Here is a 24,754-nt window from a genome sequence, read left to right as displayed (position 1 = left end):
CTCAGTCGGTCACATACGGGCAGTGTCGGCAGCCGCGCCCGCAGCAGGTGCCCCGGCGGGCCAGGAAACCGGCAGTGAGCACGAACAGACCGGTGTCCGGGTCCGGGTAGCCGGCCTCGCCCGCGGCCAGGGCGGCGGCGTGGACGGCCAGGATCAGCTCCCGGCGCGGGTGCTCCGGCGACAGCCGGGACGGGTGCGGCTCGGTCAACGGCCGGGGCGCCAACGGCAGCCGTTCTCCACTCACCGCCGCAGTGTAAGGAAGGGCAGCTTATTAACGCATTTTGCATAGGAAGGGCCCCTTCCTAACCGACACCGACACCGACGCCGACACCGCCGACACCGCGACCGCCGACGTGTACGCCTACGCGGCGGAAGCGCGCGGCACGTCAGCCGTGCCGGGCGAACGCGGCGGCGATCTCCGCCCGGTCCGCGCCCGCCCCGAGTAGCAGCCGGAGCAGCACCTTTGCCTTGTATGGGTCGAGCAGCCCGCCGTTGACGAGCCCGCGCCGCCGCAGGTCGGCCTCCGACCCCACCGCCCCGTACGTGCGGCGCAGCACCGACCCGGCCCCGGTGCGCGAGGTGAGCACCACCGGCACCCGCTCCGCCAGCTCCCCGAGCACCGGGGCGAGCGCGGACGGGACGTGCCCGACGCCGAACCCGGCGACGACCAGCCCGTCCCTGCCCGGGAACAGGCCGGCGAGCTGGTCGGCGTCCTCGTCGAGGGTGACCGTGTGCAGGGCCACCCGCGCCGCGTCGAGCCGGTCGGGGTCCACCCCGGTCACCGGGGGCGGCCGCTGCGGCCGGGTCAGCACCCGCACCTCACCCTCCACCACGTGCCCGAGCGGGCCGGCGTTCGGCGAGACGAAGGCGGCGGTGCTGGTGCTGTGCGTCTTACGGACCCACCGGGCGGCGTGCACCTCATCGTGGAACGCGACCAGCGCGCCCAGGCCGCGGGCGGCCGGCGCGGTGGCAACCCGGGCCGCCGCGAGAAGGTTCGCCGGGCCGTCCGCGCCGGCCAGGGTGGGATTGCGCATCGCGCCGGTGAAGACCAGCGGCTCCGGGTGCGGCCAGACCAGGTCGGCCAGGTACGCGGTCTCCTCCAGCGTGTCCGTGCCCTGGGTCGCCACCACGCCGACCGCCCCGCCGTTCACCGCCGCCGACGCCGCGTCCACCAGGCCGAGGATCTGCCGGTACGTGAGGTTCGCGCTGGGCACCGGCGGCGCGTCGCGTACGTCGAGGGGGTGGCCGAGGTCGGCGAGGCCGGGCACGGCCGCGATCAGGTCGGCCCCGGCGAGCCGGGCGACCACCCCACCCCCGACGGACCCGGCCATCGCGATGGTCCCACCGAGGGTGAACAGGACGACGGTCACCGCCCGGCCTCCCCGCTGGGCCGGCGGGCCAGCAGGTACGCCTGCGGGCTGCGCTCGTACCCCTCGGGCTCACGGAGCAGACGGGCGTGCACGGCGAACCCGGCCTCGGCGAGCAGCGCGGCGACCCGGTCCGGCGGCAGCCGGTGCACGTCGTAGGAGACGGTGTGGCCGTACGCCTGCTCGAGGCGGATCCGCTCGTCGCCGGCCTTGAACGCGAGCAGCAGCTCACCACCCGGGGCGAGCACCCGGTGGAACCCGGCGAAGACCCCGGGGAGCCGCTCCGGCGGCAGGTGGATGATCGAGTACCAGGCGACCAGGCCGGCGAGGCAGCCGTCGGGCAGCGGCAGGTCCGTCATCGAGCCGACGGCGAAGCGCAGCCCCGGCCAGCTGTCCTGGGCCACCGCGACCATCCCCCGGGAGAGGTCGAGCCCCGTCACGTCCAGCCCCAGGTCACGCAGGTGCGCGGTGATCCGGCCGGTGCCGCAGCCGACCTCGACGACCGACCCGGAGCCGCCGACCAGCTCGGCGAAGGTGGCCAACACCGCCCGCTCCAGCGGCTTGCCCGCAAGCTCGCCGTGGATCAGTCGGGCGTAGTCGACCGCCACGGTGTCGTACGCGGCACGGGTCTCCCGCAGCCACTCCGGTTCCCCCATGAACGGTCACCCTAGCCGCCGCCGGGACGCCCTGGGGGCACCGGTGCGCGGGTCAGTCGGTCAGCACCAGCCATTTTCGGCCGTCGATCAGCTCCCGGACGGCGTCGAGGTGCCCGGCGTGGCAGGCGGTCTCGGTGATCACGTGCAGGACCGTCCGGCGTAGTGCGTGCGGCGGCAGACCCGGGAAAATTCCCTCCGGCCACCAGGCAGGGGCGGCGTCCAGGCCGGTGCCGGCAATCACCGCGTCGGCCAGCTCCGCCTCCCGCCGGTACAGGTCGAACACCGCCCCGGCCGGCGTCTCCGCGTCGACCTGCCAGGCGTCGGCCCCGGACTTCAGGTCGACGCGCTCGCCAGCGACGACGGCCCGGAACCAGAACCGCTCGACGTCGAGGGCGAGGTGACGGACCAGCCCCAGACAGGACCAGCCGGACGGCAGCACCGGTCGGCGCAGGGCCTCCTCGGGCAGCCCGTCCAGGGCGCCGAGAACGTGGTGACGCTGAGCGGTCAGCGCCGCGAGCAGCGTCGCGCGCTCCTCATCGTGGGACACCCGGGGCCTCCAAATCGATGTGTACGCGTCGGCGGCGGCACCCGTCGTGCTCTCCCGCGCCGCCCGCACGAGGGTAGAAGAACTCGGCACCGCACCGGGCCCCGGGCGACCGGGGCGGGCGCTCAGCGCGACCCCGGCGTCACCAGACCGGTCTCGTACGCCCTGATGACCAACCTCCTGACCCGGTTCCTCAAGCTCGGGCGCTCCAGGCGCCTCGTTCGCGACCCCACGCCCGGACGGGGCGTCACCCGAACCAGGCAAGCTCCTGCCCGTGGGGGCGGGTCCAGGCCAGCGGAGCGCCGTCCAACGCGAGCACGTTGTGGAGCGCGCCGTCCGGCGGGTCGGGCAATCCGTCGTGCCGCAGCACGCTCGGGGCCTCGTTCGCGATCCAGTGCCCGGGTAGGCCGCGTACCGTCTCGGCGAACGCGGCCCGGCGCGGCGGCGGCACCAGATAGAGCACGGCGGTGTGGAACACCACCAGCGTCGCCCCGGCCGGCGCCCGCGCGGCCAGGGCTGGCAGGTCGTCCACCAGATCGCCGCGGACCAGCAGCGGCGGATCGGCCGCCGCGACGGACGCGGCGGCCCGCAGCCGGGCGCGGCGGTGAGCGTGCTCGGGCCAGATGAGGGCGTCCAGCCAGGCGACGTCGGCCGGGTCGGTGACGTCGAGCGGGTTCAGGTCCAGGCCGGCCCGCCACACCACCTCGGGTCGGCGGTCGGGCGGCGCCGTCCCGGTGAGCGTGCAGTCGAGGACCGGCTCGCCCGCGCCGAGCAGGTCCTCGCCGTAGCGGTAGGCGTACCGGTCGGGGTAGAGGCAGAGGCCGGCGGACGCGCCGACCTCCAGCAGGGCAAGCGGCTGCGGCAGCGCGGCGAGCACCGGCAGCAGTACGGCGCACCGCCCGGGCTCGTTGGTCTGGGTGGCTCGCGTGCGCAGCTCCGCCTCGACCGTCGGCCAGCGCGTGGTAGCGAAGTCACGGAACGCGGCCGGGTCCTCGACCGGACCGCCGAGGAACCGCACGACGCCGAAGAGCAGGTTGGGCTGCCGCGCGGCCGGCGGGAGCGTGCCGAGCAGCGCGAGCAGCGCGGCGTCGCGGGCGACCGCCAGGGCCAGGCGCTCGTACGCGGGCGACACGCCGCGCGCCTCACGGACGGCGAACTCGGCGTAGCCGACCGCGGTCGTCGCGCTCTCCCCGGTCATCGGAACAGGGTAGTCGAACCTCGGGGTGAGAAGGGTTCCCTTCTCTACCGCAGGCGTTAAGAAGGTGCCCTTCCCTTCCCGCCGGGGGGGGGGGGGCGGGGGGGGGCCGGCGGCCGGCGGCCGCCCCCCCCCCCCGCCCCCCCCCCGGGGGGCGGCCCCCCCCGCCCCCCCCCCCGCCGCAGCTCAGCTGCAGCCGCTGGTGGAGCCGCAGCCCTCGCAGACGTAGCAGCTGCCGGCCGGGCGCATCTTCGTGCCGCAGGTGAAGCAGAGCGGCGCGTCGGCGGCCTTGCCGATCACGGCCTCCAGCAGCTCCGTGCTGGAGCCGACCGCCGGGGCCGGCTTGGCGGCGGCCACGTCAGCCATCTCCTGCGCCGGCTGGGCGACCGGGCCGGTCTTCGGCTCCGGCACGGCCCTGGTCTCCGGTGCCTCGACAGGAGCGGAGGAGGCCATCGCGGTCAGCTCCGCACCGATGATCGACGCGCTCTCCGCCTCCGCCTCGGCCCGCAACTGCGCGGCGCGCTCCTTGGCGGTGAAGATGCCCAGCTCGGCGCGGCCCTCGTACGGCAGGAAGTCCAGGGCCAGCCGCCGGAAGATGTAGTCCATCACCGAGGCGGCCATCCGCACGTCCGGGTCGTCGGTCATACCGGCCGGCTCGAAGCGCATGTTGGTGAACTTGCTGACGTACGTCTCCAGCGGGACGCCGTACTGAAGACCGATGGAGATGGCCACCGAGAAGGCGTCCATCACGCCGGCCAGGGTCGAGCCCTGCTTCGACATCTTGAGGAAGACCTCGCCGAGGCCGTCGTCGGGGTACGAAGAGGCGGTGAGGTACCCCTCGGCACCGCCGACGGAGAAGCTGACCGTCTGGGACGGGCGCTTCTTCGGCAGCCGCTTGCGCACCGGGCGGTACTCGACGACCTTCTCGACGACCTTCGCCACCTCGGCCGGGGCCTCGACGGACGCGACCGTCTTGTTCGGCTTGGCCACGGAGAGCGGCTGGCCGACCTTGCAGTTGTCCCGGTAGATGGCCAGCGCCTTGAGGCCGAGCTTCCAGCCCTCGAAGTAGATCTTCTCGACGTCGGCGACGGTGGCCTGCTCGGGCATGTTGACCGTCTTGGAGATCGCCCCGGAGATGAACGGCTGGACGGCCGCCATCATCCGCACGTGCCCCATCGGGGCGATGGTGCGTTCGCCCATGGCGCAGTCGAAGACCGGGTAGTGCTCCGGCTTGAGGCCGGGGGCGTCCACCACGTGGCCGTGGTCGGCGATGTGCTCGACGACCGCCTCGACCTGCTCCTCGGGGTAGCCGAGGCTGCGCAGGGCGCGCGGAACGGTCTGGTTGACGATCTGCATGGAGCCGCCGCCGACCAGCTTCTTGAACTTGACCAGTGCCAGATCGGGCTCAACGCCCGTAGTGTCGCAATCCATCATCAAGCCGATGGTTCCGGTCGGAGCCAACACTGCGGCCTGCGAGTTGCGCCAGCCGAACTTGTCACCGATCTTGTTGCCCTGGGTCCACTGCTTGGTCGCCTCGCGGACGATCGCGGTGGCCACCGTGCTGGTGGGCTTGATCTCGTCGTTGGCGGCGGCGTGCTTGCGCATGACCCGCTTGTGCGGGTCGGCGTTGCGGGCGTAGCCGTCGTACGCGCCGACGATGCCGGCGAGCTCGGCGGAGCGGCGGTACGCGGTGCCGGTCATCAGCGAGGTGATCGCGGCGGCGACCGAGCGACCCTGCTCCGAGTCGTACGGCTGGCCGGAGGCCATCAGCAGCGCGCCGAGGTTGGCGTACCCGATGCCGAGCTGCCGGTAGGCGCGGGTGGTCTCGCCGATCTTCTCGGTCGGGAAGTCGGCGAAGCAGATCGAGATGTCCATCGCGGTGATGACGAACTCGACGGACCTGACGAACTTCTCCACCTCGAAGCCACCGTCGGCGCGGAGGAACTTCATCAGGTTCAGCGAGGCCAGGTTGCACGAGGAGTTGTCCAGGTGCAAGTACTCCGAGCACGGATTCGACGCGGTGATCCGGCCGGTCTCCGGGCAGGTGTGCCAGTCGTTGATGGTGTCGTCGTACTGCAGGCCGGGGTCGGCGCACTCCCAGGCCGCCTGGGAGATGGTGCGGAACAGCTTCTTGGCATCGACGGTCTCGATGGTCTGCCCGTCGAGCCGGCCGCGCAGGTCGAAGCCGCCGCCGTTCTCCACCGCCGTCATGAACTCGTCGGAGACCCGGACCGAGTTGTTGGCGTTCTGGTACTGCACGCTGACGATGTCGTTGCCGCCGAGGTCCATGTCGAAGCCGGCGTCCCGCAGCGCGCGGATCTTGTCCTCCTCGCGCGCCTTGGTGATCACGAACTCCTCGATGTCGGGGTGGTCGACGTCGAGGATGACCATCTTGGCCGCGCGCCGGGTGGCGCCGCCGGACTTTATGGTCCCCGCGCTCGCGTCCGCGCCGCGCATGAAGCTGACCGGGCCGGAGGCGGTGCCGCCGGAGGAGAGCAGTTCCCGGGAGGAACGGATCCGGGAGAGGTTGACCCCGGAGCCGGAGCCGCCCTTGAAGATCAGCCCCTCCTCCTTGTACCAGTCGAGGATCGAGTCCATCGAGTCGTCCACCGAGAGGATGAAACACGCAGAGACCTGCTGGGGCGATGGCGTGCCCACGTTGAACCAGACCGGCGAGTTGAAGCTGAACACCTGGTGCAGCAGCATCCAGGTCAACTCGTTGGCGAACACCTCGGCGTCGGCGCCGGTGGCGAAGTAGCCGTGCTCCTCGCCCGCCGCGCGGTAGGTGCTGACCACCCGGTCGATGAGCTGCCGCAGCGACCACTCCCGCTCCGGGGTGCCCACCGCCCCCCGGAAGTACTTGGTGGTCACGATGTTGGCCGCGTTGACGCTCCAGGACTCGGGGAACTCCACCCCGCGCTGCTCGAAGTTGATCGAGCCGTCCCGCCAGTTCGTCATCACGACGTCACGACGCTCCCACGCCACCTCGTCGTACGGGTGGACCCCATCGGTCGTCCACACCCGCTCGATCTTCAGACCGGCCCCGGCCTTCGTCCGCGCCCGGCTGACTGTCACGCCTTCCCCCGCCATCTCATCCGCCCCCTCGTCTGCGCGGTCACCCGCCGCGCGTCGTACTGTCAGAAACCAGAAAAAATCAGTTGGTACGGCCGGCGGCCCCCGCCGCCGCCCCGGCGTCACCGTCCGCCTCGGCGCCCTCCCGGGCGCGGGCGGCGGCCCGCAACGTCTCGATCTCGCGCTCGAAGTCGGCCAGCGAGTCGAACGAGCGGTAGACGCTGGCGAAGCGGAGGTACGCCACCTCGTCCAGGTCCCGCAGTGGGCCGAGGATCGCCAGGCCCACGTCGTGACTGGGGATCTCGGCGGCTCCCTTGGCCCGGATGGTCTCCTCGACCTTCTGGGCGAGCAGGGCGATCGAGTCCTCGTCGACCGGCCGCCCCTGGCACGCCTTGCGCACCCCGCCGATGATCTTGATGCGGCTGAACGGCTCGGTCACCCCGCTGCGCTTGACCACCGCGAGCACCGCCTCCTCGACGGTGGTGAACCGCTTGCCGCACTCGGTGCAGGAACGCCGCCGGCGGATCAACTGGCCGTCGTCGGCCTCCCGCGAGTCGACGACCCGGGAGTCGGCGTGTCGGCAGTACGGGCACCGCATCGCCTGACCTCCTTCGTAACGGCGGGCACACCGCGCACCCCCGGACACGCGAAACCACGACGCCGACCCCGTCCGGGGCCGCCGCCGGGAGCGGTTGCGGGAAGTGCGGTAGGTAGTTGAACCCAACCTGTAGGCGACTGACGCCCATGTGACTACTACATCTAGGGGTCGACGGTATGCGCCCGGCGAACCGAGGTCAAGTTGGTCGGCGTCTGGCGGCGAGTCGCCAGGATCACGTCCCGCACCCCCGTTTCCGGGGCCACCGAAAGCCCAACGCGGCATCGCTTCCCCCGGTCACGGGAGGAAGCCGAGACGGAAGCGGGACGGCGGAAATCGAACTGATGTTCGATAGCCGGGTACCATTTACCAGAACCGGCGACCGGACTTCCCGCTTTCCCGCCCCGCCACGCCGGCAAAGGTCGAACAGATGTTTGAAAATGACCGATCTCACCTATACGGTCAAGAACAACCGGGGCGCGGCGGTTTCCGCCGGACCCGGCCGCGACACCCCCGCACGCACCACGAGCCGCCGAGGCACCCCAGCGCCGACCAGGGAGGACGGACGTGACCGAGGACCGGGCCAGCCGGCCGAAGAACCCGCAGCAGATCGCCGAGGCGGGTCCGCCAGCCACTCGGCGCCCCCGCGCCGCCCGCAGCCGGGCCGGCCAGCCGGCCGTGCGCCCGGTCACCCCGGTGGTCAGCAGCTTCCCCGACCCGGCCACCATCGACCTCACCGCCCGCCAGCGCCGCATCCTGGAGTTCATCCGCACCTGGGTCGAGCGACACGGCTACCCGCCGAGCGTGCGGGAGATCGGCGAGGCCGTCGGCCTGGTCTCCCCGTCCAGCGTCGCCTACCAGCTCAAGGAGCTGGAGAAGAAGGGCTTCCTGCGCCGCGACCCGAACCGGCCGCGCGCGGTGGACGTCCGGGCCCCCAGCGACATGATCGACGACGAGGCCTCCCGCTCGCAGCGGCCCACCCCGGCATACGTGCCGATGCTGGGCCGGATCGCCGCCGGTGGGCCGATCCTCGCCGAGCAGGCGGTGGAGGACATCTTCCCCCTCCCCCGCGAGTTGGTGGGCGAGGGCGAGGTCTTCATGCTCCAGGTCAAGGGCGACTCGATGCTCGACGCCGCGATCTGCGACGGGGACTGGGTGGTGGTCCGGCAGCAGCCGACCGCCGACTCCGGCGAGATCGTCGCGGCGATGCTCGACGGCGAGGCGACCGTGAAGACCTACCGGCACCGGGACGGGCACGTCTGGCTGATGCCGCAGAACCCGGCCTTCGACCCGATCCCGGGCGACGACGCCACCATCATGGGCCGGGTCGTCGCCGTTCTGCGTCGGATCTGATCCTCCGCGGGTCGCCCAGCAGTCCGCCCGCCCCGGTGCCGCGACCGGCCCGGGGTGAGCGGCGCCCTACTCAGTAGCGGTCGCCCCGGTACTCTCGACCGCCGCCGGGCGGCTGGCCGTGACCGCCCTGTCCCTGGTCGGGCCCGCCGTCGCCACGCCGGCCCGCGCGCGGGTGACGGGGGGCCTGCCCCCTTCGGGGCGGCTCGGCCCGTCCGCCGCCGTAGCCCCCGCCGCGCCCCGGCTGGTCATCGCGGCCCGGCTGACCCCCGCCCGGGGGCGGGCCGCCGGCGGGCTGGCCGCCGTACACTCCGCCACCGGCGGGACGGCCACCGCCGCCGTACACTCCGCCGCTCTGGGGACGGCCACCGCCGCCGTCGCCACCGGGGGGACGGCCAGCACCGCCGGCGGGCGGTCGGCCACCGCCGTACACCCCGCCGGAGGACGCCCGAGCCGGGGCGGCTGCCGGTTCGCCGCCGTAGACGCCACCGCGCGGACGGTCCCCGCCGGACGGGCCGTCGGTGGGGCGGCCACGACCGGGCTCGCCGTACGACGGGAACTCGTCCCGCTCCGGCGCGTCCGGCCCGCCCCTCGGTGCGCCGACCGGCCCGGGGCGCTTCCGCGCCCGCACGATGCCGAAGATGCCCGCACCGACCATCAACGCGCCGAGCACGCCGACCGCCGCGATCAGGTACGTGATCTCGTCGAGGCTCAGCCCCTCCATCCAGGACTGCCCGGCCGCCTTCTTCGGTGCGTCGCCCCCACCGGCGAGTGGCTTCGCACCCTCCGTCGAGGGCGTGTAGCTCAGGATCTCGATCGGCTCGCCCTCCTCCATGTACCCGCCATCGGAGACCGTGAGGAAGGACTTCCCGTCCGGGGTGTAGGCAATCGCCTCGCCGAACGGGTCTGCCAGCGGAGTAACCCGGGGCGTGCCGGCAGTCAGCGCGGCCAGCACGTCACCGTTCGGCACGTCGAACTCGAAGGCGTCGGCGTACGTGCGCAGCACCACCCGGGCACCGTCGGGCGACCGGGCGGCCCCGGTGATCGCGGTCCGGCCGAGGACGCCCAATCGGGTCTCGGTATCAGTCTTGGGCAGCCCGATCTCGCCGACCTTCTCCATCGGCACCGGGCTGGTGTCGCCGCTCTTGAGGGCCCCCACCGGGCGGAAGATCTCCGCCTTCCCCGAGGCCACCTTGGTGATGATCAACGGCTTGCCGTCGTTGCCGATCAGCAGCGCCTCGGCGTCGTGCGGCTTACCCTCGGGGTAGGAGAGGCGGTGCAGCACCGGCCGCTTGGTGCCGGCGATCGGCATGCTCCACAGCGCCACCCGCTCGCGACGCTCCCGGCTGGTGACGTTGTCGCCAGTGTCGGCGATCCACAGGGTCTTGCCGTCCGGCGAAAGCGCCAGATCCTCGGTGTCGAACGGCCCGCTGCCCGAGTAACGGACGGGTTCCTTCGTCACCTCGCACTTGGTGTCGAGGAAGAAGACTCGCTTGCGGCTCTCCACCTCGGTGCCGTCGTTAATCACGATGTAGTTGCTCTTCGTGGCCACCAGACCGGAGATCTCGCGCAGCCGCTCGTCGGCCACCGTGCAGCGCTTCTTGCCGGGGGTCGACTGGGGTGCGGCAGCCCCGGGAGCGGGTGCGGCGAGGGCGGCTCCGGAGAGCGCCACGGTCACCCCGAGCAGTCCGAGGGCAACCGTGACCGAGGAAACAGCGCGGCGCATCTGGTCAGTGTTGCATGCCCGGATGGATACCAGGGGCACCTAGGGGACGGGACGCCGACGTTGAATCGTCACTCACCGACCGCGGGTGCCGGGGCCGGCACGGCGAGCGGGACGTCGCCCCGCTGGTGGACGCCGCAATCCCTGGGCCGACACCTCGGGGTGTCGGCCCAGGGGTGTCGGCCCAGGGGTGTCGCTCAGTGGGCGTGGGCGGCGGCGGGCGCCTCGGCCGCGGCGTACGGGCCGAGCTCGGCGGCGAGCGCCTCACCGACCCGCACATGCAGCAGCGTGCCCTCCGGCAGGTGGGCGGTGCTGAGCACCTCGCCCTGCCGGTGTGCCCGGGCCACCAGGTCACCCCGGTCGTACGGGAGCACCGCGCGGACCTCCAGCGCCGGGCTGGGCAGCCGCTCCTCGATGGCCGCCCGCACCTCGTCGATGCCCCGCCCCGAACGGGCCGACGCGAAGACGGCGTCGGGCCAGAGCCGCTTGAGCCGCAGCAGGGTCTCCTCGTCCGCCGCGTCGCTCTTGTTGACCACCAACAGCTCGGACAGCCGGTCGGCGCCCACCTCTGCGAGCACCTCGCGGACCGCCCGGACCTGCCCCTCCGGGTCCGGGTGGGCGCCGTCGACGACGTGCACCACCAGGTCGGACTCGGCGACCTCCTCCAGGGTCGAGCGGAACGCCTCGACGATCTGGTGCGGCAGGTGCCGGACGAAACCGACGGTGTCGGAGAGGGTGTAGATCCGACCGTCGGGGGCGGTGGCCTTGCGGGTGGTCGGGTCCAGGGTGGCGAAGAGCGCGTTCTCCACCAGCACCCCGGCCCCGGTGAGCCGGTTGAGCAGGCTCGACTTGCCAGCGTTGGTGTAGCCGGCGATCGCCACGGCCGGTACGGCGTTGCGGGCGCGGCGGGCGCGCTTGGTCTGGCGTACCGTCTTCATGCCCTTGATTTCCCGGCGCAGCCGGGAGATGCGGATGCGGATGCGCCGCCGGTCGGTCTCCAGCTTGGTCTCACCGGGGCCACGCAGGCCCACGCCGCCACCCGCGCCACCGCCGCGACCGGAGCCACCGGTCTGCCGGGACAGCGTCTCGCCCCAACCACGCAGCCGGGGCAGCAGATATTCGAGCTGGGCCAGCTCGACCTGCGCCTTACCCTCCTTGCTCTTGGCATGCTGGGCGAAGATGTCGAGGATCAGCGCGGTGCGGTCGACCACCTTGACCTTGGTGCGTTGCTCCAGGTTGCGCAGTTGCGACGGGGAGAGCTCACCGTCGCAGATCACCGTGTCGGCGCCGGTGGAGAGCACCATCGACCCGAGGTCGTCGACCTTGCCCCGGCCGATGTAGGTGGCCGGGTCGGGACGGTTGCGCCGCTGGATCAGCCCCTCGAGCACCTCCGAGCCGGCCGTCTCGGCCAGCGCCGCCAGCTCGGTGAGGGAGTTCTCGGCGTCGGTCTGGCTGCCTTCGGTCCAGACCCCGACCAGGACGACCCGCTCCAGCCGGAGCTGGCGATACTCGACCTCGGTGACGTCGGTGAGCTCGGTAGAGAGGCCAGGAACCCGCCGCAGCGCCTGTCGCTCCGACAGCTCGAACTCGCCGGTGGTGGCGTCGTGCTCGTCGTCTGAGATAGGTACGAAGGTCTCCTGGTCGCGCAAGCTGCGCCTCCCTGTCCGTAATGTTCGCAAAGCGACGACTTTCTGTCGCGTACGAACAATCCTGACATGTGACAACGCCGGACGCACCCGCTATATGCCCGTAGCGCGGACCACCAAAAGTGGGGGCGAATGCGACGCCACCCGGGGAGGCGAGTAGAAATGCGGGGCGACAACCGACCGCCAGCGTTGACGGAGGCAATATCCCGTGGCCATCACCCGACTTCCGAGTGCCGGGTTCTCGATCACCATCCGGATCGCCGTGCCCGCGGACGCCTCCTCGATCGGCCGGCTCACCACCTCCGTCGGCGAGGCCGGGGCGATCGTCACCGCGCTGGACGTGGTCGACTCCGACCCCACCAGCGTGCTGGTCGACCTGACCTGCGACACCGCCGACTCCGGCCACGCCGACCAGGTGGTCGACGCGCTCACCGCGCTGGACGGGGTGGACGTCCGCAAGGTCTCCGACCGCACCTTCCTGCTGCACCTCGGCGGCAAGATCGAGGTCACCTCGAAGGTGGCGTTGCGCAACCGCGACGAGCTGTCCCGCGCGTACACCCCGGGGGTGGCCCGGGTCTGCATGGCGATCGCCGAGAACCCGGCCGACGCCCGGCGGCTGACCATCAAGCGCAACACGGTCGCGGTGGTAAGCGACGGCTCGGCCGTGCTCGGCCTGGGCAACCTGGGGCCGGCCGCGGCGCTGCCGGTGATGGAGGGCAAGGCTGCGCTGTTCAAGCGCTTCGGTGGGGTGGACGCCTGGCCGGTGGTGCTGGACACCCAGGACACCGATGAGATCGTGGCGATCGTCAAGGCGATCGCGCCCGCGTACGGCGGGATCAACCTGGAGGACATCGCCGCGCCGCGCTGCTTCGAGATCGAGGCCCGGCTGCGCGAGCTGCTCGACATCCCGGTCTTCCACGACGACCAGCACGGCACCGCGATCTGCGTGCTGGCCGCGCTGACCAACGCGCTGCGGGTGGTGGGCAAACAGCTCGCGGACGTCCGGGTGGTCGTCTCCGGGGCCGGCGCGGCCGGTACCGCGATCATGAAGCTGCTGCTGCGCCAGGGCGTCGGCGACATCGTCGCGTGCGACCGGCAGGGCGCCCTGCACCGCGGCCTGACCGGGCTCAACCCGGCCTGGCAGTGGCTGGCGGAGAACACCAACAAGCAGAACTACTCCGGCGACCTGGCCGGGGCGGTGCGCGGCGCGGACGTCTTCATCGGGGTGAGCGCGCCGAACCTGCTCACCGGCGACGACATCGCGGCCATGGCGCCGGACTCGATCGTCTTCGCGCTGGCCAACCCCGACCCGGAGGTCGACCCCCGGGAGGCCCGCAAGTACGCGGCCGTCGTCGCCACCGGCCGCTCGGACCAACCGAACCAGATCAACAACGTGCTCGCCTTCCCCGGCGTGTTCCGGGGCATGCTCGACGCGCACGCCGAGGAGTTCACCGAGGAGATGGCGCTCGCCGCCGCCCGGGCGATCGCGGACGTGGTCGGCGAGGAGAAAATCAACCCGACGGTCATCGTGCCCAGCGTCTTCGACTCCCGGGTCGCCCCGGCGGTCGCCGCCGCCGTCCGCGCCGCCGCCCAGTCCCCGGCCCCACCCCCCGCCGCCGACCCGGGCCCGGCCGACCTGCCGGAGATCGCCGCCGCCGCCAGCGCCAACCCCTGACCCCGCCACCCCCTGACCCCGCCGCCCCGGCGATCAGGAGGCTGTGTCGGGATCGACGTGCCCGGCAGGGTCAGCGGGTGAGCGCAGCCGGGTCGAGGATGCCGGCGGCGATCAGGACGGCGGGGCCGGCCAGCCAGCAGGAGTCCTCGGTGACGGTCACCGTGAGGCGGCCGCCGGGGACGTCCACGGTCACCGTGCCGGTATCCCGGCCGGCGTCGCGCAGGACCACTGCGGCGACCGCGCAGGCGCCGGTGCCGCAGGAGAGGGTCTCCGCCGACCCACGCTCGTAGACCCGCATCAGCACGTGCCCGTCGGTCCCGTCCACCGGCGCACCCGGCGCGGTGAACTCGACGTTCGCGCCGGCCGGGAAGATCGCGGAGTCGAACTCCGGCGCCCGGGTCAGGTCCAGGCCGCTCAGGTTCAGGCCGCCGGGGAGCGCGCAGACCAGGTGCGGGTTGCCGACGTCCACCGCCACGCCGGGAAGGGTCAGCCCGCCCAGGGTGGCGGTCGCCATCCCGTACAGCCGGGGGCGGCGCATCTCGACATCGATGACGTCGCCGGAGACCCGGGCCCGCACGAGGCCGGAGCGGGTGGCCACCGGCAGCGCCCCGCCGGTCGGCGTGGCCAGCCCGGTCTCCACCAGGTAGCGGACGAAGACCCGGGCGCCGTTGCCGCACATCTCGGCGAACGACCCGTCGGAGTTCCAGTAGTCCATGAACCATTCGGCGTCACCGGCCTGCCCGGCGCCCTCCGGGTGCTTGGCGGCCCGCACCACCCGCAGGACGCCGTCCGCACCGAGACCCCGCCGTCGGTCGCAGAGCGCGGCGACCAGCTCCGGTGTCAGCTCGAGCGCGCCGTCCGGGTCGGGAAGGATGACGAAGTCGTTGCCGGTGCCGTGCCCCTTGGTGAACTCCACGCCCCCATCATCGCGCAGCGGCGGGGACGAGTCGCAGGGCGTCGGCGATCAGGTCCGGGGCGGCCGCATCCAGCCAGTGGATCCGCGGGTCGCGCCGGAACCAGGAGCGCTGCCGGCGGACGAAGCGCCGGGTGGCCCGAACCGTCTCGTCGCGCGCCTCGGCCTCGGTCAACTCGCCGGCGACAAGGCGCAGCACCTGCTGGTAGCCGAGCGCCCGGCTGGCCGTGCGCCCCTCGGGCAGGCCGCGCCCGACCAGCTCCCGGGTCTCGGCGACCAGGCCGTCGGCCCACATCCGGTCCACCCGCAGCGCGATCCGCTCGTCCAGCGCGGCGGTGTCCAGGTCGACGCCGAGCTGCACCGACGGGTAGTACGGGGTGGGTTCGGGCAGGGACGCGGTGAACGGTGCCCCGGTCAGCTCGATCACCTCCAGGGCGCGGACGATCCGCCGGCCGTTGCCGGGCAGGATGCCGTCGGCGGCGACCGGGTCCGCGGCGCGCAGCCGCGCGTACAGGGGGGCCGGGCCGGTCTCGGCCAGCTCCGCCTCCAGCCGCCCGCGCACCGCCGGGTCGGTGCCGGGGAACTCGAACCGCTCCAGCACCGCCCGCACGTACAGCCCGGAGCCGCCGACCAACAGCGGCACCCGCCCCCGGGCCAGGATGTCGTCGACCGCCGCGCGGGCCAGCCGCTGGTACTCGGCGACACTGGCCGGCTCGGTGACCTCCCAGATGTCGAGCAGGTGGTGTGGTACGTCGTTCCGCTCGGCCGGGGTGAGCTTCGCGGTGCCGATGTCCAGGCCCCGGTAGAGCTGCATCGAGTCGGCGTTGACCACCTCGCCGCCGAGTGCCTGGGCGAGGGCGAGGCTCAGCGCCGACTTTCCGGCGGCGGTCGGCCCGACGACCGCCACGACCGTGCCGCGCCCGGCGGCGCCCGCGTCCGGCACGTTCACGCCAGCTCCCAGTTCGCCACGAGGTAGGCGACGCCGTAGGGCGCCTCGTGGTGGCCCAGCTCCCCGCGCCAGGTGCCGCCGGCGGCGGCCGCGCCGGCCAGCACCTGCCAGGGCGCGCGTCCGGCGACCCTCAGCTCCGCCGAGAGCGTCGGGTCCAGGCCGAGCAGGGCCTCGGCGTCCGCGTCGGCCAGGGCCCGGGCCACCCCCTCGTCGTACGCCGGCGCGCGTGGGTCGTCGTATCCGGGCGCCTGCCGGCCCCGGCACGCCGACCCGTCCCCCAACACCAGCAGCGCCACCCGGTGCTCGGCGGCCTCGACCAGTTCGGCGCCGAGCCGGGCGCACTGCGCCGGGGAGGCGTCGGCGGCCACCGCGTGCGCGAACCGGGGCAGATCGGTGCCGGAGCGGCCGACGAGCCAGGCGCCGATCGTCAGGCTCAGCGGGAGGCGCTCGCTTCCGGCGCAGTTGACCTTCCACAGCCGCACATCCCGGTCCACCCCGTACGCCCGCAGCGAGCCGTGGTCGGCGGACCGGAAGGAGACGGTCTCCGGCCCCCCTCCCACCAGCAGGATCAGCTCCGGCCCGGCGGCGAGCAGCCGGGCCAGCGCCGCGTCGCAGGCGGCACGGAGGTCGTCCAGCTCCCGGGCGGCGGCACCGGCCACTTCCGGCACGAGCAGGGGCGGGTGGGGGCAGACTGCGGCGGCGACCAGAGGCACCCGTTCACCGTAGCCGGACCCGCCGATACGTCCCCGCGCCGATCCGGTCATCCGGGGCCTAGGACACCGTATGGTCACGGTCGACGACAGGCGGTCGACGCGGACGGGGTCGGACCTGTGACAATGCCGTGAGTAACTTGGCTGCGCCGTGGCGGCGGTCGCGGGTTCGTCCCGTCGACGCCGGGAGATCGAGGATGGGCACATGAGCGACTGGACGGCCTTCGGACGGGTGGATGCGGACGGCACCGTGTACGTCAAGACCGCCGAGGGCGAGCGGGTGGTCGGATCCTGGCAGGCGGGCGCACCGGAGGAGGGGCTGGCCCACTTCGCACGCCGCTTCGCAGACCTGGTCACGGAGGTGGACCTGACCGAGGCACGGCTCAAGTCCGGCGCGGCGGACGCCGGCCACTCGTTGACGACGGTTCGCCGGATCCGCGCCTCCCTGGCCGAGGCGCATGTGGTCGGCGACATCGACACACTGTCGGCACGGCTGGACAAGCTTGCCGTGGTGGCCGAGGAGAAGGCCGGGGAGGCCCGCGCCGCCAAGGAAGCGGCCCGGGTCGAGGCCCTGGCCCGCAAGACCGCCCTGGTGGAGGAGGCGGAGCAGTTGGCCGCCGAGTCGACCGGCTGGAAGACCGCCGGGGACCGGCTCAAGGAGATCCTCGACGAGTGGAAGGCCATTCGCGGGGTCGACAAGAAGGCCGACGGTGAGCTGTGGAAGCGCTTCGCCGCCGCGCGGGACGGCTTCACCCGCCGCCGGGGCGCCCACTTCGCCTCGCTGGACTCGCAGCGCAAGCAGGCCCAGCAGGTCAAGGAGGATCTGGTCGCCGAGGCGGAGAAGCTGAAGGACTCCGGCGAGTGGGCGGACACCGCCAACCAGCTCAGGGACCTGATGACCCAGTGGAAGTCCGCCCCGCGCGCCTCGAAGGAGGCCGAGCAGAAGCTCTGGGAACGGTTCCGCGCAGCCCAGGACGCCTTCTTCACCCGGCGCAGCGAGGTCTTCTCGGCCCGGGACAACGAGCAGCGGGCCAGCCTGGAGCGCAAGCAGGCGCTGCTCGCCGAGGCGGAGGCGCTCGACGTCAACGCCGACCCGAAGGGCGCCCAGGCCAAGCTCCGGGAGATCCAGGCGCAGTGGCACGAGGCCGGCCGGGTGCCGCGGGAGGCCGCGGCCGGGTTGGAGCGGCGGCTGCGGGGAATCGACGACAAGGTCCGCGAGGTGATGGACTCCGCGTGGCGGCGGACCACCAAGGAGGACAACCCGCTGCTGGCCCAGATGCGGTCGCAGGTGGCCGAGGCCGAGGAGCGGCTGGCCCGGGCCCGGGCCGCCGGGGACGCCCGGCGGATCAAGGACGCCGAGCAGGCGCTCGCCTCGAAGCGCCAGTTCCTCCAGTTGGCCGAGCGAGCCGGCTGAGCTGAGCCGTTCCGGGAGCCCCCGGTCCCGCACGGGACCGGGGGCTCCCGTCGTACCCACCTCCGCCTCCGCTTCGGTGATCATGGAGTTAGTGTCGCGACACGCCGGACGCACCCACGCCAACTTCATGATCACCGGGCCTGGGGGCCTGGGGGCCTGGTGTGCGGGGGTGGGTGCGGGTGGGGGCAGGGCTTTACATCGATGGCGGTCTGTGTTTTTATCAGGAAAGCGCTTACCTGACTCCGTCGGTAACGCCGTTCGGGAGCCGCTTCTCGCTTCAACACAGTCCACACCGGCAGGGACACGGGCCACCGTCCCCGGCCGACTCCCGGCGCCGCCGGGCACGGCGCCAGGCGCTCGGCCGACGGTCCGCGAACCCCGCAACCACCGAAGGGAAGCACCATGCGCATCGCATCACGACGTCGTACGACCCTGCTCGCCGCGGCGGCGACCGCCTCCGTGCTCGTCGCCGGGGCCCTCACCGCCGCCACCGGGCCCGCGTCGGCCGGGCCGACCGACCTGGTCGGCTGGGCCACCCAGAACGGCGGCACCACCGGCGGCGGCAGCGCCCCGACCACCACGGTCACCAGCGCCTCCGCGCTGACCAGCGCGGTCGGCTCCAGCAGCGCGGCGGTCATCCGGGTCTCCGGCACCATCACCTGCTCCGGCATGCTGCGGGTCAGGTCGAACAAGACCATCCTCGGCAACCCGGGCGCGACCATCTCCGGCTGCGGACTCAACATCAACGGCGACCGCAACGTCATCATCCGGAACATCACCTTCAAGAACTGGAACGACGACGCGATCAACGTGCAGGAGTCCGCCACCAACCTCTGGATCGACCACAACACCTTCACCAACGGCTACGACGGTGCCGTCGACATCAAGCGGGGCTCGGACTTCATCACCGTGTCGTGGAACCGGGTGTACAGCCACGACAAGTCGATGCTGCTCGGCCACAGCGACGACAACGCCAGCCAGGACACCGGGCACCTGCGGGTGACCTACCACCACAACTGGTTCGACGCGAGCACCCAGCGCCACCCCCGGGTCCGCTTCGGCAACCCGGTGCACGTCTACAACAACTACTACTACAAGAACAGCGGCTACGGCGTGGCCTCCACCGAGGGTGCCGGCGTGCTCGTCGAGGGCAACTACTTCGACGGCGTCAAGGACCCGTACCACCTGGGTGAGGGCGACTCCGGGCCCGGCACCCTGGTCGCCCGGAACAACCACCTCGTCGGCTCCGGTGGCGGCCAGACCGGCGGCAGCGTGAAGAGCATCCCGTACTCGTACACCCTCGACAGCGCCAGCAGCGTCAAGTCGATCGTGACGGGCGGGGCGGGCGCCGGCCGGATCACGGTCTGACCGTCGCCAAGCTGGTCGGGGCCCGCCGCGCCGGCGGGCCCCGATCGACGTCAGTGGGCGGCGCAGCCCGTCGTCGGCGCAGCCGCCGCGGCCGGCGCACCGATCGTGGGCAGCCCGAGCAACACCCCGGGGGTACGCGGAGAGCGTCCCGCCTCGGCCGCGTCGCCGGCCCGGGTCCGCCGGTGCGCCAGCGGCTCACCGTCGGCGTTGAGGTGGTGCGGGGCGGCGTACGTGACGGTGGTGTGCACGATGTCCCCGGGACGGATCTGCCCCGCGAGGGAGCCCGCGTCGAAGTGCGCCAGGCGGCCGTCGCGGGCCCGGCCGGACAACCGGCCGGTGCGCACGTCCTTGCGGCCCTCGCCGACGGCGACCAGCACCTCGACGGTCTCGCCGACCAGCTTCTTGTTCTCTGCCCAGGAGATCTCCTCCACGCAGGCGATCAGCCGCTCGTAGCGCTCCTGGACCACCTGCTTGGGGATCTGGCCGTCCATCGTCGCGGCCGGGGTGCCGGGGCGCTTCGAGTACTGGAAGGTGAACGCCGAGGAGAACCGGGCCGCCCGGACCACGTCCAGGGTGCGCTGGAAGTCCGCCTCGGTCTCGCCGGGAAAGCCGACGATGATGTCGGTGGTGATCGCCGCGTCCGGCATCGCCGCCCGCACCTTCTCGATGATTCCCAGGTAACGGTCGGACCGGTACGAGCGACGCATCGCCCTCAGCACGTCGTCGGAGCCGGACTGCAACGGCATGTGCAGCGAGTGGCAGACGTTCGGGGTCTCGGCCATCGCGGCGATCACGTCGTCGGTGAAGTCCTTCGGGTGCGGGCTGGTGAACCGGACCCGCTCCAGCCCGTCGATGTCCCCGCAGGCGCGCAGCAGCTCGGCGAAGGCCGACCGGCCGCCACCGCGCTTCCAGTTCGGCTCGCCGGCGTCGCCGAAATCCACCCCGTAGGAGTTGACGTTCTGCCCGAGCAGGGTCACCTCCAGCACACCGGAGTCGACCAGGGTGCGGACCTCGGAGAGGATGTCGCCGGGACGGCGGTCCTTCTCCTTGCCGCGCAGGGCGGGCACGATGCAGAACGTGCAGGTGTTGTTGCAGCCCACCGAGATCGACACCCAGCCGGCGTACGTCGACTCGCGTCGGGTCGGCAACGTCGAGGGGAAGACGTCGAGGGATTCGAGGATCTCCACCTCGGCGGCGGCGTTGTGCCGGGCGCGCTCCAGCAGCACCGGCAACGAGCCGATGTTGTGCGTGCCGAAGACCACGTCCACCCAGGGAGCCTTGCGGACGATGTCGCCGCGGTCCTTCTGGGCGAGGCAGCCGCCGACGGCGATCTGCATCCCCGGATGCTTGTCCTTCACGGGGCGCAGATGACCCAGGTTGCCGTAGAGCCGGTTGTCGGCGTTCTCCCGGACGGCGCAGGTGTTGAACACCACCACGTCCGGGTTGCCTGCGGTGTCGGCGGCGCGCACGTAGCCAGCCTGTTCCATCAGGCCGGAGATGCGCTCGGAGTCGTGCACGTTCATCTGGCAGCCGTACGTGCGCACCTCGTAGGTGCGCGGGCTGCCCGCGGCTGCGGTAGTCATGACCCGGACAGCGTATCCGTATCGAGCCGATCAACCCGAACGAGGAGGAGCCGTGTGCCGAAGCATCAAGACGTTGCGTGAGCCGTACGTGCCGGAGGTGTCCCAGGCCGACATCGAGGCGGCGGCGTTGCAGTACGTCCGAAAGATCTCCGGATTCCGCGCACCGGCCGCCTACAACGCGGCGGCGTTCGACGCGGCGGTGGCCGCCGTCGCCGAGGCCACCGCCACCCTGCTGGACCAGTTGGTGGTCCGCGGCGGGGGCCAGCAGCCGGCCGCCCAGGGCTGAGCCGGACGGCCCCGCCCCGCCCCGCCCCGGCCGGGCTGTGCCGGGCAGGGCCGTCCGCCCGCCCGGGCCGCACAACGCCATCGCTCCCGCCCGGGCCGCAACGTCGCGGGCCGGGACCGGCCGCAACGCCGGGGCCCGGCCGGTCAGGCGGCGGCCCGGGCCGGGAGGACCGAGTCCGGAGCCCACCGGGAGCGGTGGCACCGGGACCAGCCCCGGCAGCCAGGGTGCTCCAGGGTGCAGAGGCGCTGGTTGCTCAGCACCTCGCCGTCGTCGGTCTCGGCGACGTCGAAGTGCACCGGACGGATCGTGCCGTCCGGCGCGACCAGCAGGTGCCGGCCGGCGTCGAGAGTGTCGTCGCGCAGCAGGCAGTTGCGGCCCAGCAGCCGGGCCAACGCGGCGATGCCGGGCAACTCGGACAGACTCTCGGGCACCCCGTAACAGTCCACGATCGTGCCGAACTCCCCCGGCGACTGCCAGACGTCGCAGATCACCGCGTACGCGGGCAGCCGCGCGGGGTCGGCCACCGCGAGCGGCATCACCACCCGACCCAGGGCCTCGGCCAGCGCCGGGTAGACCTCCACCGGGGGTACCCCGTCGATTCTCCAGTTCCACAGCTCGGTCATGCCGCCTCCTCGCTGCGTTCGTCCCACCGGCCTCCGGATCGGGCCTTAATGACGATGGTGGAGGGCATTTGACACCAGCCGGGCGCAAGTTACCGGTCTGTGACCATTCCGTGCCAAATTTCCTAACCCGCCCCTGCGCAGAGTGGCGGGAAGATGACAGTTTATCGGGTACGGTGGCCGGGGCGCAGGCCCCCACGCCTCAGCGCACGACCACCAGGTGCTCGCCACGCGGCAGCAGCTCCCCGATCACCGTGGCCCCCGGCAGCTCACCGGCGACGAGCAACCCGCCCGAGGTCTGCGCGTCGGCCAGCAGCAGCCGCTCTGCCGCGCCGGCCGCGCCGAAGTCCGTCCACGGGGTGACCCAGTCCAGGTTGCGGCGGGTGCCGCCGCTGACATACCCGTCGCGCACGGCCTCCCGCGCGCCCGGCAGGTACGGCACCCGGGCGGCGTCGATGGCCACCGTGAGCCGGCTGGCCCGGGCCAGCTTCGAGGCGTGCCCGAGCAGCCCGAAGCCGGTCACGTCGGTGCCGCAGCGGACCCCGGCGGCGACCGCCGCGCAGGCGGCGTCCCGGTTCAGCGCCACCATCGAGGCGACCGCCTCGGCGAACCGCTCCCCGGTCGCCTTGTGCCGGGTGTTGAGCACCCCCACGCCGAGCGGCTTGGTCAGCGACAGCGGCAGCCCGGCCCGGCCGGCGTCCAACGTGATCAGCTCCTCGGGCCGGACCACGCCGGTGACCGCGAGGCCGTACTTCGGGCCGTCGTCGTCGACGCTGTGCCCGCCGGCCAGGTGGCAGCCGGCCTCCCGGGCCACGTCCTGGCCGCCGCGCAACACCTCCCCGGCCAGCTCGATCGGCAGCCGCTCCCGGGGCCAGCAGAGCAGGTTGATCGCGACGAGCGGGGTGCCACCCATGGCGTACACGTCGGAGAGCGCGTTCGCGGCGGCGATCCGCCCCCAGTCGTACGCGTCGTCGACGACCGGGGTGAAGAAGTCGGCGGTGGTGACCAGGCCGGTTCGCTCGTCGAGGCGGACCACTGCGGCGTCGTCGCCGTGCTCGAGGCCGACCAGCAGCTCGGCGGTGCCGCTGGCGGGGCCAAGGCCGGCGACCATCGTCTCCAACTCACCGGGAGGAATCTTGCAGGCACACCCGCCACCGCGGGCGTAATCGGTCAGACGCACCGGTTCGGTCATCTCCCCATCGTCTCCGCGTAACGCGCCCGACGCCATCGGACGGGCCGGATCGGGACGGAATTCGGACTCCCGGCGCGGATCGTTACCGGTGTTACCGCACCGTGACCAGATGAGTTGCGTTACGCCATGTCAGCCCGCCTACAGTGGCCCAACCGGGGGTCATCCGACCCGCTGGCGCGCGCGACGACAGGGACGGTGAACGACGTGACGACGGGCGAACCGCTCATCGTGCTGGACTCGGTCAACAAGTGGTTCGGTCCCCTGCACGTGCTGGACAACGTCTCGCTCTCCGTCGACAAGGGCGAGGTGGTCGTGGTGATCGGCCCGTCCGGCTCCGGAAAGTCGACGTTGTGCCGGGCGATCAACCGCCTGGAGCCGATCAGCTCCGGCACCATCACCTTCGACGGCCAGCCGCTGCCGGCCGAGGGCAAGGCCCTGGCGAAGCTGCGCAGCGAGGTCGGCATGGTGTTCCAGTCGTTCAACCTCTTCGCGCACAAGACCATCCTGGAGAACGTCACCCTCGGCCCGATCAAGGTCCGCAAGGAGAAGGCGGCGAGCGCGCGCGAGCGCGGCCTGGCCCTGCTGGACCGGGTGGGCATCGCCAACCAGGCAGACAAGTTCCCGGCCCAGCTCTCCGGCGGCCAGCAGCAGCGGGTGGCGATCGCCCGCGCGCTGGCCATGCAGCCCAAGGCGATGCTCTTCGACGAGCCGACCAGCGCGCTGGACCCGGAGATGGTGGGCGAGGTGCTGGACGTGATGACCTCGCTGGCCCGTGAGGGCATGACCATGGTGGTGGTCACCCACGAGATGGGCTTCGCCCGGCACGCGGCGAAGCGGGTCATCTTCATGGCCGACGGCCAGCTCGTCGAGGACGCTCCCCCGGCTGAGTTCTTCGCCAACCCGCGCAGTGAGCGCGCCAGGGACTTCCTGTCGAAGATCCTGACGCACTAGGCGTCCGTCCGTGGAGCGCGTCGTCCCCCGGCGGGCTCCGTCGAATTAGGAGAAAAGTATGCGTTTCACGCGCGTCGCGGCGCTCGCCGCAGTCGCCGCCCTGTCCCTCGGAGTCACCGCCTGCGGTGACGACGCCGAGGAGGGCACCGGAGCGGACGGCAAGTCCTTCGCCGCCGGCAGCACGATGGAACGGCTCAACAAGGCTCAGAAGATCAAGATCGGCACGAAGTTCGACCAGCCCGGCTTCGGCCAGAAGGGCCTGTCTGGCAAGCCGGAGGGCTTCGACGTCGAGGTCGCGAAGATCATCGTCAAGGCGCTGGGCATCCCCGCGGACAAGATCGAGTGGAGCGAGGCCCCCTCGAAGGTTCGCGAAGACGTGATCGTGAACGGCACGGTCGACCTGGTCGCCGCGACCTACACCATCAACGACAAGCGCAAGGAGCGCATCGCGTTCGCCGGGCCGTACTACGAGGCCGGGCAGAACATCATGGTGAAGAAGGACGACGCCGCGATCACCGGCCCGGACTCCTTCAAGGACGGCACCAAGAAGGTCTGCTCGGTCACCGGCTCCACCCCGGCCGAGGAGATCAAGAAGCACGTCAAGGACGTCGCCGCCCAGCTGGTGCTCTTCGACACCTACGACAAGTGCCGCGACGCCCTCAAGGGCGGGCAGGTCGACGCCGTCACCACCGACAACGTGATCCTGCTCGGCTACATCGCCAAGGACGAGGCCTCGTTCAAGCTCGCCGGCGAGAACTTCACCAAGGAGCCGTACGGCCTCGGGGTGAAGAAGGACGACACCGCCTTCCGCAACTTCATCAACGACACGCTGGACAAGGCGTTCGCGGACGGCAGCTGGAAGAAGGCCTGGGACGACACCGCCGGCAAGTTCGGCGCCGAGCTGGGCGCCGCGCCGACCGTCAACCGCTACTGAGCTGACCCGCT

The 24,754-nt window shown here is 72.3% G+C and carries 22 protein-coding genes; 7 read left to right on the top strand and 15 right to left on the bottom strand.

Translation table 11 applies throughout. The features are described from left to right. Position 1 precedes the first annotated feature (1 nt). The 7 genes from SNR22_RS02075 to nrdR form a co-directional block, all read right to left on the bottom strand. Positions 2 to 244: a DUF5522 domain-containing protein gene (locus SNR22_RS02075; protein WP_320064608.1), complete on the bottom strand. Its 243-nt coding sequence runs from the start codon at positions 242 to 244 to the stop codon at positions 2 to 4. A 142-nt stretch (positions 245 to 386) separates the two neighbouring features. After that, complete coding sequence (locus SNR22_RS02070; protein ID WP_320064607.1) at positions 387 to 1,370, bottom strand: asparaginase; 984 nt, start codon at positions 1,368 to 1,370, stop codon at positions 387 to 389. Then, entirely contained in the window at positions 1,367 to 2,023 is a 657-nt protein-coding gene (locus tag SNR22_RS02065) for a class I SAM-dependent DNA methyltransferase (protein ID WP_320064605.1), read from the bottom strand. Before SNR22_RS02065 ends, SNR22_RS02070 begins: the two co-directional genes overlap by 4 nt. A gap of 52 nt (positions 2,024 to 2,075) precedes the next feature. Further along, on the bottom strand, positions 2,076 to 2,570 hold the full coding sequence (locus SNR22_RS02060) for a DinB family protein (protein ID WP_320064604.1): 495 nt from the start codon (positions 2,568 to 2,570) through the stop codon (positions 2,076 to 2,078). 244 nt (positions 2,571 to 2,814) lie between these two features. Continuing rightward, entirely contained in the window at positions 2,815 to 3,765 is a 951-nt protein-coding gene (locus SNR22_RS02055) for a DUF2332 domain-containing protein (RefSeq protein WP_320064603.1), read from the bottom strand. A gap of 183 nt (positions 3,766 to 3,948) precedes the next feature. Next, positions 3,949 to 6,852: a vitamin B12-dependent ribonucleotide reductase gene (locus SNR22_RS02050; protein ID WP_320064602.1), complete on the bottom strand. Its 2,904-nt coding sequence runs from the start codon at positions 6,850 to 6,852 to the stop codon at positions 3,949 to 3,951. Positions 6,853 to 6,916: 64 nt separating this feature from the next. After that, positions 6,917 to 7,432 carry a transcriptional regulator NrdR gene (gene nrdR / locus SNR22_RS02045; RefSeq protein WP_320064600.1) on the bottom strand — a complete coding sequence of 172 codons (516 nt, stop codon included), beginning with the start codon at positions 7,430 to 7,432 and terminating at the stop codon, positions 6,917 to 6,919. A 564-nt stretch (positions 7,433 to 7,996) separates the two neighbouring features. Here nrdR and lexA point away from each other — a divergent pair. After that, positions 7,997 to 8,782, top strand: coding sequence for a transcriptional repressor LexA (gene lexA, locus SNR22_RS02040; RefSeq protein ID WP_320064598.1), 786 nt, complete (start codon positions 7,997 to 7,999; stop codon positions 8,780 to 8,782). A gap of 70 nt (positions 8,783 to 8,852) precedes the next feature. Here the strand turns inward: lexA and SNR22_RS02035 are convergent, their stop codons facing one another. Then, positions 8,853 to 10,505 (bottom strand): hypothetical protein, encoded by a 1,653-nt coding sequence (locus SNR22_RS02035; protein WP_320064597.1) that lies wholly within the window; start codon positions 10,503 to 10,505, stop codon positions 8,853 to 8,855. A 194-nt stretch (positions 10,506 to 10,699) separates the two neighbouring features. Beyond that, positions 10,700 to 12,151, bottom strand: coding sequence for a GTPase HflX (gene hflX, locus SNR22_RS02030; RefSeq protein ID WP_320064595.1), 1,452 nt, complete (start codon positions 12,149 to 12,151; stop codon positions 10,700 to 10,702). Positions 12,152 to 12,356: 205 nt separating this feature from the next. Here hflX and SNR22_RS02025 point away from each other — a divergent pair, with 205 nt between their 5' ends. Continuing rightward, entirely contained in the window at positions 12,357 to 13,823 is a 1,467-nt protein-coding gene (locus SNR22_RS02025) for an NAD-dependent malic enzyme (RefSeq protein ID WP_320064593.1), read from the top strand. Positions 13,824 to 13,893: 70 nt separating this feature from the next. Here the strand turns inward: SNR22_RS02025 and dapF are convergent, their stop codons facing one another. The 3 genes from dapF to SNR22_RS02010 are packed head-to-tail and all read right to left on the bottom strand — an operon-like array spanning position 13,894 to position 16,449. After that, positions 13,894 to 14,739, bottom strand: a complete 846-nt coding sequence (dapF, locus tag SNR22_RS02020) for a diaminopimelate epimerase (RefSeq protein WP_320064591.1) — start codon at positions 14,737 to 14,739, stop codon at positions 13,894 to 13,896. Between the two features lie 7 nt (positions 14,740 to 14,746). After that, a complete protein-coding gene (gene miaA / locus SNR22_RS02015) occupies positions 14,747 to 15,697 on the bottom strand; it encodes a tRNA (adenosine(37)-N6)-dimethylallyltransferase MiaA (RefSeq protein WP_413775581.1) in 951 nt (316 codons plus the stop codon). Continuing rightward, a complete protein-coding gene (locus tag SNR22_RS02010; RefSeq protein ID WP_320064589.1) occupies positions 15,682 to 16,449 on the bottom strand; it encodes a hypothetical protein in 768 nt (255 codons plus the stop codon). Before SNR22_RS02010 ends, miaA begins: the two co-directional genes overlap by 16 nt. A gap of 151 nt (positions 16,450 to 16,600) precedes the next feature. Between SNR22_RS02010 and SNR22_RS02005 the strand changes: the two genes are divergently transcribed. Together SNR22_RS02005 and SNR22_RS02000 are read left to right on the top strand one after the other, a co-directional pair. Next, positions 16,601 to 17,809, top strand: coding sequence for a DUF349 domain-containing protein (locus SNR22_RS02005; RefSeq protein ID WP_320064588.1), 1,209 nt, complete (start codon positions 16,601 to 16,603; stop codon positions 17,807 to 17,809). A 402-nt stretch (positions 17,810 to 18,211) separates the two neighbouring features. Continuing rightward, on the top strand, positions 18,212 to 19,177 hold the full coding sequence (locus SNR22_RS02000) for a polysaccharide lyase family 1 protein (protein ID WP_320064587.1): 966 nt from the start codon (positions 18,212 to 18,214) through the stop codon (positions 19,175 to 19,177). A 50-nt stretch (positions 19,178 to 19,227) separates the two neighbouring features. On the opposite strand, the gene miaB is transcribed toward SNR22_RS02000, so the two are convergent. Beyond that, entirely contained in the window at positions 19,228 to 20,760 is a 1,533-nt protein-coding gene (miaB, locus tag SNR22_RS01995) for a tRNA (N6-isopentenyl adenosine(37)-C2)-methylthiotransferase MiaB (RefSeq protein ID WP_320064585.1), read from the bottom strand. A 52-nt stretch (positions 20,761 to 20,812) separates the two neighbouring features. Between miaB and SNR22_RS01990 the strand changes: the two genes are divergently transcribed. After that, positions 20,813 to 21,046 (top strand): DUF2277 family protein, encoded by a 234-nt coding sequence (locus SNR22_RS01990; protein WP_320064583.1) that lies wholly within the window; start codon positions 20,813 to 20,815, stop codon positions 21,044 to 21,046. Between the two features lie 143 nt (positions 21,047 to 21,189). Here the strand turns inward: SNR22_RS01990 and SNR22_RS01985 are convergent, their stop codons facing one another. Both SNR22_RS01985 and selD read right to left on the bottom strand, forming a co-directional pair. Further along, on the bottom strand, positions 21,190 to 21,669 hold the full coding sequence (locus SNR22_RS01985; protein ID WP_320064582.1) for a hypothetical protein: 480 nt from the start codon (positions 21,667 to 21,669) through the stop codon (positions 21,190 to 21,192). A gap of 199 nt (positions 21,670 to 21,868) precedes the next feature. Beyond that, on the bottom strand, positions 21,869 to 22,858 hold the full coding sequence (gene selD / locus SNR22_RS01980) for a selenide, water dikinase SelD (RefSeq protein ID WP_320064580.1): 990 nt from the start codon (positions 22,856 to 22,858) through the stop codon (positions 21,869 to 21,871). A 195-nt stretch (positions 22,859 to 23,053) separates the two neighbouring features. On the opposite strand from selD, the gene SNR22_RS01975 reads away from it, so the two are divergent. Beyond that, positions 23,054 to 23,809, top strand: coding sequence for an amino acid ABC transporter ATP-binding protein (locus tag SNR22_RS01975; protein ID WP_320064578.1), 756 nt, complete (start codon positions 23,054 to 23,056; stop codon positions 23,807 to 23,809). A 58-nt stretch (positions 23,810 to 23,867) separates the two neighbouring features. Then, entirely contained in the window at positions 23,868 to 24,743 is an 876-nt protein-coding gene (locus SNR22_RS01970) for a glutamate ABC transporter substrate-binding protein (RefSeq protein ID WP_320064577.1), read from the top strand. Positions 24,744 to 24,754: the final 11 nt, after the last annotated feature.

It is taken from the genome of Micromonospora sp. RTGN7 (assembly GCF_033804645.1).
Lineage (GTDB): Bacteria > Actinomycetota > Actinomycetes > Mycobacteriales > Micromonosporaceae > Micromonospora.
The sequence above is the reverse complement of the archived record's forward strand: the minus strand, read 5'-3'. Positions and strand labels throughout refer to the sequence as shown.